Annotated in this window: 14 protein-coding genes and 1 pseudogene; 6 read left to right on the plus strand and 9 right to left on the minus strand. The window is 67.2% G+C overall.

What is annotated here, in order from left to right; translation table 11 throughout:
• The first annotated feature begins 13 nt into the window (after nucleotides 1-13).
• From DUPY_RS21835 to DUPY_RS21845, 3 genes are all read left to right on the plus strand, one after another.
• Complete coding sequence (locus DUPY_RS21835; RefSeq protein WP_070251031.1) at nucleotides 14-2392, plus strand: pectinesterase family protein; 2379 nt, start codon at nucleotides 14-16, stop codon at nucleotides 2390-2392.
• Nucleotides 2393-2498: 106 nt separating this feature from the next.
• Entirely contained in the window at nucleotides 2499-2957 is a 459-nt protein-coding gene (locus DUPY_RS21840; protein WP_371851810.1) for a M23 family metallopeptidase, read from the plus strand.
• Nucleotide 2958: 1 nt separating this feature from the next.
• The gene (locus DUPY_RS21845; RefSeq protein WP_070251035.1) at nucleotides 2959-3393 is read left to right on the plus strand and encodes a GNAT family N-acetyltransferase; all 435 of its coding nucleotides are present in this window, start codon (nucleotides 2959-2961) and stop codon (nucleotides 3391-3393) included.
• Nucleotides 3394-3478: 85 nt separating this feature from the next.
• Here DUPY_RS21845 and DUPY_RS21850 read toward each other — a convergent pair whose 3' ends face one another.
• The 8 genes from DUPY_RS21850 to DUPY_RS21885 are packed head-to-tail and all read right to left on the minus strand — an operon-like array spanning nucleotide 3479 to nucleotide 10301.
• The gene (locus DUPY_RS21850; protein ID WP_070251037.1) at nucleotides 3479-3895 is read right to left on the minus strand and encodes a nuclear transport factor 2 family protein; all 417 of its coding nucleotides are present in this window, start codon (nucleotides 3893-3895) and stop codon (nucleotides 3479-3481) included.
• Entirely contained in the window at nucleotides 3892-4671 is a 780-nt protein-coding gene (locus DUPY_RS21855) for an SDR family NAD(P)-dependent oxidoreductase (protein WP_070251039.1), read from the minus strand. The genes DUPY_RS21850 and DUPY_RS21855 overlap by 4 nt, the downstream gene beginning before the upstream one ends.
• A complete protein-coding gene (locus tag DUPY_RS21860; RefSeq protein ID WP_070251041.1) occupies nucleotides 4659-5207 on the minus strand; it encodes a DUF3833 domain-containing protein in 549 nt (182 codons plus the stop codon). The genes DUPY_RS21855 and DUPY_RS21860 overlap by 13 nt, the downstream gene beginning before the upstream one ends.
• Entirely contained in the window at nucleotides 5204-6487 is a 1284-nt protein-coding gene (locus tag DUPY_RS21865) for an MFS transporter (protein WP_267875836.1), read from the minus strand. Before DUPY_RS21865 ends, DUPY_RS21860 begins: the two co-directional genes overlap by 4 nt.
• Nucleotides 6484-7017 carry a chalcone isomerase family protein gene (locus tag DUPY_RS21870; protein ID WP_070251043.1) on the minus strand — a complete coding sequence of 178 codons (534 nt, stop codon included), beginning with the start codon at nucleotides 7015-7017 and terminating at the stop codon, nucleotides 6484-6486. The genes DUPY_RS21865 and DUPY_RS21870 overlap by 4 nt, the downstream gene beginning before the upstream one ends.
• Nucleotides 7018-7021: 4 nt before the next feature.
• Nucleotides 7022-8227 carry an SAM-dependent methyltransferase gene (locus DUPY_RS21875; protein ID WP_070251045.1) on the minus strand — a complete coding sequence of 402 codons (1206 nt, stop codon included), beginning with the start codon at nucleotides 8225-8227 and terminating at the stop codon, nucleotides 7022-7024.
• On the minus strand, nucleotides 8224-8973 hold the full coding sequence (locus tag DUPY_RS21880; RefSeq protein ID WP_070251060.1) for a DUF1365 domain-containing protein: 750 nt from the start codon (nucleotides 8971-8973) through the stop codon (nucleotides 8224-8226). The genes DUPY_RS21875 and DUPY_RS21880 overlap by 4 nt, the downstream gene beginning before the upstream one ends.
• 47 nt (nucleotides 8974-9020) lie before the next feature.
• Nucleotides 9021-10301 (minus strand): NAD(P)/FAD-dependent oxidoreductase, encoded by a 1281-nt coding sequence (locus DUPY_RS21885; protein ID WP_070251047.1) that lies wholly within the window; start codon nucleotides 10299-10301, stop codon nucleotides 9021-9023.
• 105 nt (nucleotides 10302-10406) lie between these two features.
• On the opposite strand from DUPY_RS21885, the gene DUPY_RS21890 reads away from it, so the two are divergent.
• The gene (locus tag DUPY_RS21890; RefSeq protein WP_070251049.1) at nucleotides 10407-11012 is read left to right on the plus strand and encodes a TetR/AcrR family transcriptional regulator; all 606 of its coding nucleotides are present in this window, start codon (nucleotides 10407-10409) and stop codon (nucleotides 11010-11012) included.
• A 4-nt stretch (nucleotides 11013-11016) separates the two neighbouring features.
• Here the strand turns inward: DUPY_RS21890 and DUPY_RS21895 are convergent, their stop codons facing one another.
• Nucleotides 11017-11610, minus strand: a complete 594-nt coding sequence (locus DUPY_RS21895; protein WP_070251051.1) for a GbsR/MarR family transcriptional regulator — start codon at nucleotides 11608-11610, stop codon at nucleotides 11017-11019.
• Between the two features lie 110 nt (nucleotides 11611-11720).
• On the opposite strand from DUPY_RS21895, the gene cydD reads away from it, so the two are divergent.
• Together cydD and DUPY_RS21905 are read left to right on the plus strand one after the other, a co-directional pair.
• The gene (gene cydD, locus DUPY_RS21900) at nucleotides 11721-13511 is read left to right on the plus strand and encodes a thiol reductant ABC exporter subunit CydD (protein WP_070251063.1); all 1791 of its coding nucleotides are present in this window, start codon (nucleotides 11721-11723) and stop codon (nucleotides 13509-13511) included.
• Nucleotides 13508-14007: pseudogene (locus DUPY_RS21905) on the plus strand (ABC transporter ATP-binding protein); the annotation flags it as partial. The gene cydD and the pseudogene DUPY_RS21905, both read left to right, overlap by 4 nt.

Genomic DNA, 14007 nt, shown 5'->3' on the forward strand with positions numbered 1-14007 from the left:
CCATGGAGACGCGATGTTATTGAAAGCCCTGCTGGCGCTGGCTGTGTTGGCGCCTGTCGTTGCCCACGCTGGCGCTGCGGATACCGGTGCGCCCACGCGGATTGAAGCCGATGCGCCGGTACGCATTGCCGGCGCCGGCGCCGCTGATGCCTACGTTGAAGCCCGGCTGCGGCCATTGGCATCGTCGGGCGCCGATGGCCGCGCCTACGTGGTGGGCCGCTACCAGGATGACGGCAACTGGTACGGCGCCGGCCTGGCCTGGCAGGATGCCAACGGACGCATGCAGATCGAGATCGTGCGCATGCAGGACGGCCGTCTCACCCGCCTCAAACAGTTCAACCGCGCAGCTGCAGCGGATGGGCGGTTTTACACGGTGCGGCTCGAGATGGCCGGCAGCAGCCTCACCGCGTATCTCGACGGCGAACGGATCACCAGCGTGATCGACGGCGCGCTGGCGCAGGCGGGCAGCTACGGCGTGGTGGCGCAGGGAACGGCGTTCGAGATGAGCGTGCCGGTGACCGGCGCCGCCATCGACAAGCCGGCCAGGCTGGCGCTCGCGCGCGCGCCGCAGCGGGTGCAGTTGTCGGTGGGGGATGCACCGCTGGCACTGCCGGTGAGCGCGTTGGGTGCTTATCGTGTGGCTGCCAATGCAGGCGCGGCAACGACAGCGACCGCCAACGCCAACGCGCCGGTCTCCCCGGCCGGTTATCTCACTCCAAGCGCTCTGCAGGACGCCGCCATCGCCGCGCCGGCCAACGGCGCGCAAGCGCTTCGCTTCACCGCCACGGCTGCGCAACCGTCGCTGGTGACGGCAACGGTGACCGATGGCGCGGTGGTACTGGCGCCGCGCGCAGCCGGTGTCACCACGGTCACTCTTGCCGACCCGCAGAACCCCAATGTGCAATCGGTGCTGGAGGTAAGGGTGCTTGCTGCCAGTCCGGCGCGTCGTTCCGAGGTCAAGCTGGCTGGCGCCATCACGCCAGCGATAGGCGAGCATCAAGTACCGTTCGATACGCCGCTGCGGCTGCGCTTCGATCAGGCGCCCACGCTGGGAGAGTCTGGCGGCGCCATTCGCGTCTACCGCGTGCGCGACGGCGCGCTGGTGGACACCGTCCGCACCGGCGGCGAGTTTGACTCGCTCGGTTACGCCGGCCAGCCGTTGCGGCGCGCCGTGCGCTGGCAGCCGGTCGCCATCGAAGGGCGCGACGCCATCATCCACATGCACAACGCCAGGCTGGCGCCGGGCGAGCAGTACCGCGTGACGGTCGATGACGGCATGCTGCTTGGCGCCATCGGCGGCGTGGCGTTTGCCGGTGTCACCAAAGAGCAGGGCTGGACTTTTACTACCCGCGCCGCCTTGCTACAGGGCGCCCAAGACATGGTGGTGGACGACGACGGCGCGGCTGACTTCCGCACGGTGCAGGGCGCACTCAATTACGCCATGCAGCACACCGCGCGCACGGCGCCGGTCACCGTCACCATCCGCGCTGGCCGTTACCAGGAGCTGCTGTACTTGCGCGGCAAGGACAACCTCACCCTGCGCGGCCAGAGCCGCGACGGCGTGGTAATCGACGCCGCCAACAGCGACGGCGTGAATCCCGGGTCCGGCACGGCGCAGGACGCACGCTCGCCCGGCATCACCGGCGGCCGGGCATTGTTCCTGATCGAAGATGCCGACCTGGTGACCATCGACGGCCTAACGCTGCGCAACAGCGCCTTGCGCGCCTCGCCCACCGGCGGCCAGGCCGAGGCGCTGTTCTTCAACAGCGAAGGGCGGCTCATCGTCAAAAACGCCAGCTTGTACAGCGAGCAGGATACGGTGCAGGTGCGCGGCTATTCGTGGTTCTACCGCTCGCTCATCGCCGGCAACGTGGACTACATCTGGGGCAACAACCGCGCCGCGCTGTTCGAAGACAGCGAATTGCGCACCGTCGGCGATAGCGGCAATGGTAAAAGCGGCGGCTACCTGCTGCAGGCGCGCACGCTCGCTGCGCAGGACAAGGGCTTCATGTTCGTCAACAGCCGCCTGACCCACGGCCCCGGCCCGACCGGCAACGACGTCCCGGCCGGCGCCACCTGGCTGGCCCGCAGCCCCGGCTACGCCGCCACCTGGGACCACGTCGCCTTCATCAACTGCCGCATGGGTCCCCACATCGCACCCGCCGGCTGGGCCGGACCGAACGCCAAGCAGCCGGCGCCCAACCCGGCGCAGGCAACAGCCATTGCCGGCTGGCGTGAATACGGCAGCATGGATATCGACGGCAAACCGCTCGACACGAGCATGCGCCAGCATGGCCGGGTGCTCGATGCGCAGCAGGCCAGGACTGCTTACAGTACCCGGGCGGGGTTCTTTGCGGGGTTTGGCGGGGGTAGGGGATGGAGTCCGGAATGACAGTTAGCCAACAATGAGGGCTATTCGAATATTTTTAAGTATCCTGGTCGTCCTGGTGGTCGTTATCCTGGGCTACGTGTTCCTTGGACCAGGCATCGAGCGCGCCATGTACACGGTGCGCCTGGCTGCGATGGACAAGCCCACCACGCTGCCGGTGCCGGTCGAAGGCGTCAAGCCGCGCGCCTTGCGCGATACCTGGGGCGGAGCACGCAGCGAAGGGCGCAAGCACGAGGGCATCGATATTTTCGCCAGGCGCGGCACGCCCGTGCTGTCGACCACCGAAGGCATCGTCGCGCGCGTTGGCACCAATCGCCTCGGTGGCCAGGTGGTGTGGGTGATGGGGCCGGGCGGCCAGCGCCATTATTATGCCCACCTCGATCGCTACGCGGACGTGGAAGCCGGCATGCGCATCGAGGCCGGTCGGGTACTGGGCTACGTAGGCGATACGGGCAATGCCAAAGGCACGCCGCCGCACCTGCACTATGGCGTGTACGATATGGGCGGCGCGATCAATCCGTATCCACTGTTGCGGGCGGGGCAGGCTGCAACCGTCAAAAGGAACTGACTTGAAAGAAAATCTTATTGTTGTCGGCGATACCGAAAACGCCGAATTCGAGAAAATCCTGGGCGCCGGTCTGGATAATTTCAACCAGGCGGCGTGTGGCGCCACTGATCGGCGGCCGTTGAATGTCATCGTCCAGCATCCCGAGACCGGCGAGGTTCTGGGCGGTGCCATGGGTAGAACTTCGCTGGGCCTGGCTTTCCTGGATCTTTTTCATCTTCCCGAGACATCACGCGGCGCAGGCCTCGGAACCAAGGTGCTCGATGCATTCGAAGCCGAGGCGCGGGCGCGCGGTTGCCGCTCCGCTGTGCTGTACACCATCAGCTTCCAGGCGCCCGGCTTTTACGAGAAAAATGGCTGGACACGGTTCGGTGAGATCGCGTCCGAGCAGGAAGGCGTCAGCCGCATCTTCATGACCAAGAAACTGTACACGCAATGAGCATTGCCTACACTATCGAACCGATTGGCCGACATGTTCAGAATCGATGGCAGATCGCTCGCTTTCACCAAGATGCGCAAGCGTGTCAGCCTGCCTTGAAGCGGCCGCGCAGCCAGCGGATAGGGGCGCCGATCAGCGGCAGTTTTTGCAGCAGTTCTTCTGCGGCGTCCCAGTAGTCGCGGTGTTCGATTACCAGTCCCTGCGCGTTGAAGCGCAGGTGGCTGCCGCCTTCCACCTGGTACTCCGCCCCGCGCAGCGTAAACAGGAAACGCCACGTCACGAAAGCCTGGTCGCCCTGGGCGATGCGCTCGATGATGACGAAGCGCGGCTGCTCGGTAGAGGCGAACATGTGGCGAAAAATGGTTTCGATGGCCGGCACGCCGCGCACGTCGTTGAACGGGTCGCGAAAGTGCGCGTCGGCGGCATAAAATTCGGCGGCGCGCGCGATCGTTTGCGGGGTGATCGCGGCGTACCATTGCAGCAGAGGTTCGAGGACGGTCATTGCGGTTTGAGCAGGTTGGCCATCATGGCAAAGCGCAGCCGGTAGGGCAGCATGCGCACCAGTTTTATCGCCCACGTGAAACGCTTGGGGAAGTGGATTTCGAATGCGCCCCGCGCCAGTCCGCGCCGGATCGCCTGCGCTGCCGCCTGCGGCGTTTGCAGCGCCGGCATGGGGAAATCGTTCTTGGCCGTGAGCGAGGTTTGCACGAAGCCCGGATTGACCAGGTACACATCGAGTCCGCGTGGATGCAGGTCCAGGTACAGCAACTCGGCCAGGTTGATCAGCGCCGCCTTGCCGGGACCGTACACGCTGGCGTTGGGCAAACCCAGGTAGCCGGCCACGCTGGCCACGATGGCCACGCCGCCGCTGCCGCGCGCCAGCATGTCGGGCAGTACGGTTGCCAGGCCAGTGTACACGCTGCCCAAGTTGACGGCCAGCGTGTGCGCGGCGCCGGCGGCGGTCACTTCCCAGCTGCGTTCGGGCTGGTAGTCGGCCGCGCAAAATACGATCAGGTCGACGCCGCCGGCCTGGTCGCAGATGGCGCGATACTGCGCTCCCCAGGCGTCGATGTCCACGATGTCGAACGGCGCCACGATGGCGCTGGCGTGGTCCTGTGCCAGCGCCTGCAGGCGGTCGGCGCGGCGCGCCGAGACGGCCACGCGGGCGCCCAGCTGCAGCAGTTCGGTTGCCAGCGCGGCGCCGATGCCGCTCGATGCGCCGACCACCCACACGCGCCGTCCGCGCCAGTCGGGAATGCAGCGGTTCAGGGGGCGCATGCGCGTCTCCTGAAGGTCAGCGTGACCTGGCCCACTTCCACGCCCAACTTGCTCATGCTGGCGCGGTTGATCATGGTGCAGTCGTCGATGAGGAACATCCAGTCGTCCATGCTCATGGCCCAGGTGGTGCCGTCCACCGGCAGCATCAGGGTGTACTGCCAGCGCAGCGCGTTGCCGGCGACTTCCCCTTTGGCCTCGCCGCGCACGTCGCCGGCGCGGCCGATCCAGCCGCCGTCCGCCGCGCGGGTCAGTTTCCACACGCGCTGCTCCGTGGTGCCGTCGTCGTAGCGGAATCGTTCGTCGAGCGTAAACGCCTGGTCGTCGCCGGTGCCGGTGATGGTGACATGGAAGCGCTTGACCACTTCGCCGTTCCGTCGCTGGAACATGCCCCAGGCATCGGTGGTGCCGGCAAAGTAGCGCGCCACGTCCAGCTTGGGCGCCACGTTCTTGTAGTGCTGCACATCGGGACCGGCGCAGCCGGCCAGGGAGCCGGCCAGCAGGGCCGCCAGCGATGCGGCGATCAGCGGTTTTTTCATGGGATGCTCCGTGATGATGAAGGAAGGGGCGGTGCGAGCCGCGACAGCGATTTCAATGAATACAATGCCAGCAGCTTGAGCAAGCAAGGCACGCCCGCGTAGACCAGCGCCAGCGCCAGCGTGTGTTCGGCCACGCCGGGCCGATAACCGAGCCACGCCAGTACCGGCAACGCCAGCCCGGACAAGGCCAGCGCCAGCTTGCCCAGCAGGGTAAGGGTGCCGTAGTAGATGCCGGTCGATTCGCCGGTGTCGATCAGGCGCGCCAGCAGTACCGGCGGCATGGCCAGGTCGGCCCCCAGCGCGGCGCCGGCGGCGATACACACGGCCAGGTAAGGCCAGGTGTCGCCGGGGCCGAGCAGGCTGGCGCCGGCAAAGCCCAGTACCGCCAGCACCATGCCCAGCCGCCAGCAGGCGGCGGGGCCGATGCGCGCGGCCAGCCGGGTCCACAGCGGCAGGCCGCAGGCGGCCGCAGCGAAGTAACAGGCCAGGAACGGCCCGGCCATGGCGCCCGCCTGCAGGCGGTCGTTGATGAAAAACAGCGCCAGCGTGGCCGGCAGCGATACCGACAACGCATTCAGAAAATACGGTGCCAGCAGGCGGCGAAAGCCCTGGTTGGCGGCCATGCGGCGCAGCGCCGCGCGCCAGTCGGCTGCGGCCTGCACCGGTTGTGGCCAGGCTGGCGCCGCGCGCAGCAGGGCCAGCATCGCCAGCAGCAGCAAACCGCCGAACAGGGCGCTGAACAGCAGCATGTCGGCTGGTGCGCGAGCCGGATCGCCTTGCAGGATCGCCGCCGGGATCACGCTGGCCAGCATCACGCCCACCAGCCCCGCACCTTCGCGCCAGCCGGCGGCGGCCAGTTGCGCCGGCTTGTTGTCATGGCCGCCGATGCGTGCACCCCAGGCCAGGTAGGCGATGTTGACCATGCTGTGCGCGGTGTACACCAGTACCAGCATGGCCGCCAGCCACCAGCCGCTCGAGACGCCAGCCATCGGCGGCAGCCACAGGCCGGCGAACGACAACGCCAGCAGCAGCGCGGCCGGCGCCATCCAGCGGGCGATGCCGCCGTGCAGACGGTCGATGGCGTGGCCCAGCAGCGGATCCTGCACGGTATCGACCAGGCGCGCGGCAAACAGGATCCAGCCCAGCGTGGCCAGCGACATGCCATGCACCGAGGTGTAATAGGCCGGCACCTGCACGTACACCGGCAGCGCCGACATGGCCAGCGGCAGGCCGGCCAGGCCATAGGCCGCATAGCGCCACTGGGACGTGTGCTGGCTCACGGCTGTCCCAATAACTGGCGGCGCAAGCCCTGGTCGCGCGTGGCCGGGTCGAGCCAGATCGCGAAGAAGGCGCGCGCCAGCGCTGGGTCGTCGATATCGGCCAGCAGTTTCTGTTCGCTGTACAGGCGCATGCCGCGTTCCGGCACGTACACGCCGATCAGTTGGTCGCCTTCGGCCACATCGACCATGGCGCCGCGCAGCGCGGTTTCCCAGCGCGCCAGCGTGGCAGTGTCGATGGCGGGGCGGCTGATGCGGCGGATCTCGTCGATGCTGGTCTGCACCAGGCGGTCGCGCGCGATGCTGCGGTGGTAGGTCAGTTGCAGCGCGAAGGCGCGGCCTGGCTGGAACGGCTTTTGATCGGCCCACAAGGTGGCGTGGTAAATCCGAAAACCGAGGAAGCGCATCTCGCCGCCGCCCATTGCCTGCGCCTGCGGCAGGTCGTCGCGCCAGGTGGCGGCGCTGCACCAGCCGCTGGCCAGCACGGCGGTCAGGACCAGGGCGCGCAGCACGCCGATGCTCGAGGGCTTCATGGGCTCAGGCCTTTTTCAGCAGGAACTGGACCACGTCGGTGCGTCCCTCGTCGAACGCTGCCTCGCAATACGCCAGGTACATATGCCAGATGCGCATGAAGCGCTGGTCGTAGCCTTGCGCGTCGATGGCCGGACGCTTGGCGCGGCAGTCGGCGTCCCAGCGGCGCAGCGTCTCGGCGTAGTCGGGGCCGAAGGCGTAGCGCTCCTGCGGCTGCAGGCCGGCGCGCGCGGCGTGGCGCTCGAAGCGCTCCACGCTGGGCAGCATGCCGCCGGGGAAGATGTACTGCTGGATGAAATCGGCGCTGCTGCGGTAGCGCGGGAAAAATTCTTCGCCGATGGTGATCGACTGCACCAGCGCGCGGCCACCGGGCGCCAGGCGCGCCGCCACGGTCTCGAAATAGCCGGCCCAGTAACGCTCGCCCACCGCCTCGAACATCTCGATCGAGACCACGGCGTCGTACTGGCCATCGAGGTCGCGGTAGTCGCGCAGTTCGAGCTGCGCCAGGTCGCCCAGCTTGAGCGCGGCGATGCGCTGGTGCGCCACCTCCAGCTGCGAGGGCGAGATCGTCACGCCGTGCACTTGTATGCCTTGCTGCGCCGCGTGCACCGCAAATCCTCCCCAGCCGCAGCCGATTTCCAGCACGCGGTGGCCGGCGCGCAGTTGCAGCGTGTCGATGATGCGCTGGTACTTGCGCAGTTGGGCGCTTTCCAGTGCCTGGCTATAGTCGCCGGCAAAGATCGCGCTGGAATAGGTCCAGGTTGAGTCCAGCCACAGCTGGTAAAAATCGTTGCCGATGTCGTAGTGGGCGTGGATGTTGCGTGCGCTGCCCTTGCGGCTGTTCGGCCGCAGCCAGTGGCGCAGGCGATACCAGCAGCGCGCCAGGGCGCCGCCGAACAGCATCTGGTCCAATGCCGCCTCGTTGCGCAGGGCCAGCCGCATCAGGGCCGTGAGGTCGGGCGTATCGGCCCAGCCGGCGGCGTAGGCTTCGGCAAAGCCGATGTCGCCAGCGGCCAGGATGCGCTGGCAGGCGCGCCAGTCGTGAACGTGCAGCGCGGCGCCCTCGGTGTCGTGGGCGTTACCGAAGACCATGCGCGCGCCGTCGGGCGTGATCAGTTCCAGGTGGCCGCGGCGGATGCGCGCCAATAATTTCAGGAACATGCGGGCCCCTGCGGGCGCCGCCAACGGCGGGGTCGTCACGGTGGTGGTCATCGGGCGGTCTCCTGGTGTACGGTGGTGTCGGGCAGCCGCGCGGGCGGCTTGCTGAAAAAGGGCACGCGCTTGCGCCACAGGCGCAGCGCTTGCCAATGAATGCGGGCGACGATGGCCACGCCCAGCAGCGGATAGCGCAGCAGGGCGCGGCGGGCGGCGGCGGCGGTGAGCGGCACCGGTCGGCCGCTGACGGCGGTCTTCAGGAGCAGGCCCTCGTCGTCGTGGTAGTCGATGGCGGTGTGCTGCGCCAGCTCGCCGAGCCGGAAGCGGAAGCGGTATTCGCCCTTCACTTCGCAAAATGGTGAAACGTGCAGCAGCTTGGTGGCGATCGCCGTGCCGGCATGGGGGCCGGTCGTCGCCATGCGCAGCAGGTAGCGATGGGTTTCGCCGAAGGTGCTGTTCACTTCGGCCAGCACGGCGGCCAGGCGTCCGGCGGCGTCGTAGCACTGCCAGAAGCTGACCGGATTGAATACATAGCCGACCACGCGCGGAAAAGTTTGCAGCCAGATTTCGCCGTCTGCATCGATGTCGTGTTCGCGCAGCAGCGCGCGCATCCAGGCGTCGAGGCTGGCGCCGTCGCGGGGGCCGTAGTCGCGGGTGCGCAGCGACAGCGGCCGCCAGCAATCCACGCCGAACCAGCGGCTGGTGAGCGCGCCGGCATCGGCATCGAGCCGTGCCAGGTTCAGGCGCACGTAGCATACCGGGTAGACGAAGCGGTTGCGCGCCGGGCGCAGGCGCTCGTGCATCACCTGGCCGTGCACCAGCTGCGCCGCCGGCGCTGTAACAGAGAGCGTCACGGCAGCACCATCCAGTCGGGCGCCACGTCGAAGGCGACCGCCACGCGCAGCGCCGACTTCAGGCCGTCCTCGTGGAAGCCGTAACCGGTCCAGGCGCCGGCATACCAGATGCCGTCCTTGCCCTGGATGCTCGGCAGTTGCTGCTGGGCGGCGATGGTGGATTGATCCATGATCGGGTGTTCGTAGTCGAAGCTGGCGTGCACCGTTTCCGGCGCGGGCGGCCTGTGCGGATTGAGCGTAACCAGCACCGGCGTCTCGAACGGCAGGTCCTGCAGCTGGTTGAGCCAGTAGGTCACGCACACCGGGCGCTGGCCGTCCTGCGCGGGGCTCGACAGGTAATTCCAGGCCGACCACACCTTGCGCCGGCGCGGCATCAGGCGCACATCGGTGTGCAGCCAGGCGCGGTTGGGCTGGTAGCGCACCCCGCCCAGGATGGCCCGCTCGTCCGCGTCGGCGTCGAGCAGCAGTTCCAGCGTGGTGGGGGCGTGGGTGGCGAAGACCACGGCGTCGAAGACTTCGTCGCCGGCACTGCTGGAAACCACCAGTTGACCGTTTTCACGCCTCACCCCGCCCACCGCACTGGCCACGCGGCGCTCGGGCAGGGTGGCGGCCATCTTGGCCACGTAGTTGCGCGAGCCGCCGGCCACAGTGCGCCATTGCGGGCGGTCGTTTACTTGCAGCAGGCCGTGGTTCAGGCAAAAGCGCAGAAAGGTCGCGGCCGGAAAATCGAGGATGTCGCGCGGTGAACTGGACCAGATGGCGGCGGCCATCGGCAGCATGTAGGCTTCGCGAAAACGCTCGCCATAGCCATGCTGCCGCAGCAGCGCACCAAGCGTGACCGGGGTTTGCAGGCACTGCGCCAGGTAGGCGTCGGCATGGCGGTTGAAGTGCAGGATGTCCTTGATCATGCCGAGGAACGATGGCGACAACAGGTGCGCGCGCTGGGCGAACACGGTGTCGAGACTGGTGCCCGCCCACTCCATGGCGCCATCGTCCATCGACACGCCGAACGACATGTCGCTGGCGATGCTGGCCACGCCCAGTTCCTCGAACAGGGCGATCAGGTTGGGGTAGGTGCGTTCATTGAAAACCAGGAAGCCGGTATCGACGCCGCAGGTGCTGCCCTCGAGCGTGACGTCCACCGTGTTGCTATGGCCACCGAGGTAGCCGCCCGCTTCGAACAGCACCACGTCGTGCTGGCGGTTGAGAAAATAGGCGCTGCCCAGGCCGGATATACCGGCGCCGATGACGGCGATGCGTTGGCGTGTTGGAGTCATGTATGTATATGATTGTTGTCAATATCGCGACCGTGTTTCTACCTGCGTGATAATATTACTACCAATCAATCATAAACGCTACTGATTAGTAGCGAAATTTAACTCATGAGTATCTTTCCGAAAATAAGCTTTAAAAATCAGGCATTTAAGCTGCGCGAGCAGGCCATTCTCGATGTCGCGACGGTTGTGCTGAGCAACAAGGGCTATGACTTGATGACCATGGACGACATCGCGGGCGCGGTCGGCATCTCCAAGCCGAGCCTGTACAAGCACTTTAAGTCGAAGGAGGAGCTGGTAGGGGAGGCGTTGATACGCCTGCTGGAAGGCGCGCTCGACTACGTGGCGGCGCTGGACGCCAACCTCGGTCCGTTGCAAAAATTATCGGCGCTGCTCGAGTGGGCGCTGCGGGTGCGCCTGGACGGCGGCCTGCCGTTTCTGCCCTCGACCAGCGCCCACGTGCGCGAGATGTTGATGCGTAATCTGAAGTACATGCTGCGCGTGAGGAAACTCAATCGCCAGCTCGAGGCCATGGTGGAACAGGCGCAGGAGCAGGGGCTGCTGAGCCGCGACCTGCCCACCGACGTGATCCTGTTCAGCTACTACGCGCGCACCTGTGATCCGGCGGTGGAGTACCTGCAAAAGTACAGCAAGATGTCCAACGACGACATTGTGCGCCACATGCTGAAGGTGGCTTTCGAAGGCTTCCGCTAGTAGTTCAGGAGGATTTGGCCTTACCGCCCAGCAGGCGGTCCTTGGTGCTGAGGAGCTTTTGCACCTTGGCGCCCATCTTCATCAGCTGCGCCAGTGACTCGGGCGACAGGTGCTGCATCTCCTCGAACCAGGTGTTGGCCAGGTCCACCAGTTCGTACATCTCGCGCATGCGCTGCTGGGCGTAGCGGTCGCCAGGCTCGTCCGCCGGCGCCATCAGCGATTCGCGCAACACGGTCAGCGTGGGCGCCACTTCGCGCCGGCGCCGCTCGGCCGCCACCACCTTGAAAATCTGCCAGACATCGCCCAGCGATGAAAAATACTCGCGCCGGTCGCCCGGCAGGCGCGTCTGCCGTATCAAGCCCCAGCCTTGCAATTCCTTCAGACCGATGCTGACGTTCGACCGCGAGAACGCCAGGTGCTCGGCGATTTCGTCCGCGTGCAGCGGCTGCTCGGACACGAACAGCAGCGCATACACCTGTCCCACCGTGCGGTTGAATCCCCAGCGGCTGCCCATCTCGCCGAAGTGGCTGATGAAGCCCTGGGCCAGTGGCGTCATCTGGAAGTTGTTTGGCGTCGGTGCGGCTGGAGTATTGGGCATGGTGGACGTCTCCGTGTTTAAAAGTGATGTACATCATCGTTTCAACGTATTATACTAAAAATCGAATTTACAAGAATTTCTGAAAACTCAGTAATTACAGGATGTTTATCATGTCTTCCGCAAGTGTTTCCCCGCCGGTGTTCGTCGTTCCCCGTCTGCCCGCGATGGTGCAGGGCGCCGCCGCCCTCGCGTGGTTGCCGCAGGCGACGCTGCTGGCGTGGGCGGTACAGGGCATGGTGGCAGGTAATGGCTGGCGTGCCGCGCTGCTGCCGGCAGCGGTCATCCTGGTGCTGGGCGTGCTGCGCGCGCTGGCCGAGGCCTGGGGCGCGCGCACGATGTACGCTGCGGCGCGCAGCCATTTGTCGGCGCTGCGCGCTGGCGCAATCGCAGCGCTGGCGCGCCGTTCGCCGCTGGACCGCGACCGCGCCCGGTCGGGGCAGGCCGCCAGCGTACTGGCCGAGCAGGCCGAAGCCGTGGTGCCTTACCTGGTGCGCTTCCAGCCCGCGCGCTGGAAGGCCGTGCTGGCGCCGCTGGCGATCCTGGCCGCCATCGCGCCGTTGTCGTGGATCGCTGCGCTGGTGCTGCTGGTGGCAGCGCCCCTGATACCGGTGTTCATGGCGCTGGTGGGCATGGGCGCACAAGCGGCCAGTCGCGCCCACATGGTGGAGCTGGGCGGCATGAACGCTTTCCTGCTCGACCGCCTGCGCGGCCTGGCGACCTTGCGCGCGCTGGACGCGGTGGACGCCACCGCCACCCGCCTGGGCGATACCGCGCAGTCGCTGCGCCGCCGCACCATGGCCGTGCTGCGCATTGCGTTTTTGTCGTCGGCGGTGCTGGAGCTGTTCTCGGCGCTGGGGGTGGCGATGGTGGCCGTGTATATCGGCTTCTCGCTGCTGGGCACCCTGGATGTCGGCGCCTGGGGTGCACAGCTGACGCTGGGACAGGGGCTGTTCATCCTGCTGCTGGCGCCGGCGTTTTTCGAACCATTGCGCGAGCTGGCTGCGGTGTGGCATGACAAGGCGGCCGGGGAGGCGGGGCTGGCCGGCTTGCGCGACCTGGCGGCCGATGGCGTGATGCTGATCGGGGACGCCAACGGTGCAGCCGCCGCCGTTAGCGCCACCGTTAGCACCGCTGTCGGCTCTGCTGTTGGCTCTGCTGTTGGCACTGGTGCGCGCGCCGGCTCGGGCGCGGCCAGCCAATCTGCGCGCACCGCGATCAACGGTCTTCCAGCAAGGTCGGCGCCAGCAGTCGAGGTCTGCGCCCTGCAGTTCGCCCACGCCGGCGAGCAAGCGCTGTTCGACGGCTTTTCCCTCACCGTGCGCCCCGGCGAACACGTGGCCCTGCTGGGCGCGAGCGGCGCCGGCAAGACGACCTTGCTGGTGCTGCTGGCAGGCCTGCTGCCGGCCGACGGCGGCGCCATCCGCATCGGCGGCGTTGATCTGGCCGAGCAAAGCGCCGCCACGCTGCGCCGGCGCATGGCCTGGATGGGGCAGCGCCCGCACGTGTTTTCCGCCTCGGTGTCAGACAATATCACCCTCGGCCGTCCGGTCGATGCCAGCCTGGCGGTCTCCGATGCGTTGCACCTGGCCGAACTGGGCGCCGTGGCGCAAGCGCAGCCCGGCGTGATGCTGGCCGACGGCGGCCACGGCCTGTCCGGGGGCGAAGCCGTGCGCCTGGCACTGGCGCGAGTGGCCGTGTGGCCGCACGCCGACCTGCTGCTGGTGGACGAACCGACCGCGCATCTCGACAGCGAAACCGCCGCCCGCGTGACCGACGCCCTGCTGGCGCTGGCCAGGGGCAAGACCCTGCTGGTCGCCACTCACGACCCGGTACTGGCCGCGCGTCTGCACCGCGCCATCGACCTGTCCGCGCGCACCACGCCGCAAAGGAGTATTGCATGAAGGCCGCCCCACACACCGCGCTGCGCCAGCTGCTGCTGGCGGAACCGAGGCGCCTGCTGCTGGGCGCCGCGCTGGCGGCGTTGACCACGCTGGGCGGCATGGCCTTGCTTGGCCTGTCCGGCTGGTTCATCACCGCCACGGCGATTGCCGGCATGAGCGCCTCGACCGCCTTCATGTTCGATGTGTTCGCCCCATCGGCCGGCATCCGCCTGCTGGCGCTGGGCCGCACCGGTACCCGTTACGCCGAACGGCTGGTCACGCACGACGCGACCTTCGGCGCGTTGGCCCAATTGCGGGTGCGGCTGTTCCGCGGCTGGTCGCGTCCCGATGCCGCCAGCCGCCTGCTGCGCAGCCCTGCCAAATTGCTGTTCCGCCTCACTGCCGACATCGATGCGCTCGAGTCGCTCTACCTGCGCCTGCTGGTCCCCGCCGCTACCGCATTGAGCGCAGCGGCGCTGGCCGGCGTGGCGCTCGGCTTGATGCAGTGGCAGCTGGG

It is taken from the genome of Duganella phyllosphaerae (assembly GCF_001758785.1).
GTDB classification, from domain to species: domain Bacteria; phylum Pseudomonadota; class Gammaproteobacteria; order Burkholderiales; family Burkholderiaceae_D; genus Rugamonas; species Rugamonas phyllosphaerae.

Excerpts from the sequence above, each read along its gene's own strand:
- DUPY_RS21855 (WP_070251039.1), bottom strand. The coding sequence starts at position 4,671 with ATGCGCCCCCTGAACCGCTGCATTCCCGACTGGCGCGGACGGCGCGTG.
- DUPY_RS21875 (WP_070251045.1), bottom strand. The coding sequence starts at position 8,227 with ATGACCACCACCGTGACGACCCCGCCGTTGGCGGCGCCCGCAGGGGCC.
- DUPY_RS21885 (WP_070251047.1), bottom strand. The coding sequence starts at position 10,301 with ATGACTCCAACACGCCAACGCATCGCCGTCATCGGCGCCGGTATATCC.
- DUPY_RS21895 (WP_070251051.1), bottom strand. The coding sequence starts at position 11,610 with ATGCCCAATACTCCAGCCGCACCGACGCCAAACAACTTCCAGATGACG.
- DUPY_RS21840 (WP_371851810.1), top strand. The coding sequence starts at position 2,499 with ATGTACACGGTGCGCCTGGCTGCGATGGACAAGCCCACCACGCTGCCG.
- DUPY_RS21880 (WP_070251060.1), bottom strand. The coding sequence starts at position 8,973 with ATGCACGAGCGCCTGCGCCCGGCGCGCAACCGCTTCGTCTACCCGGTA.
- cydD (WP_070251063.1), top strand. The coding sequence starts at position 11,721 with ATGTCTTCCGCAAGTGTTTCCCCGCCGGTGTTCGTCGTTCCCCGTCTG.
- DUPY_RS21835 (WP_070251031.1), top strand. The coding sequence starts at position 14 with ATGTTATTGAAAGCCCTGCTGGCGCTGGCTGTGTTGGCGCCTGTCGTT.
- DUPY_RS21860 (WP_070251041.1), bottom strand. The coding sequence starts at position 5,207 with ATGAAAAAACCGCTGATCGCCGCATCGCTGGCGGCCCTGCTGGCCGGC.
- DUPY_RS21850 (WP_070251037.1), bottom strand. The coding sequence starts at position 3,895 with ATGACCGTCCTCGAACCTCTGCTGCAATGGTACGCCGCGATCACCCCG.
- DUPY_RS21870 (WP_070251043.1), bottom strand. The coding sequence starts at position 7,017 with ATGAAGCCCTCGAGCATCGGCGTGCTGCGCGCCCTGGTCCTGACCGCC.
- DUPY_RS21890 (WP_070251049.1), top strand. The coding sequence starts at position 10,407 with ATGAGTATCTTTCCGAAAATAAGCTTTAAAAATCAGGCATTTAAGCTG.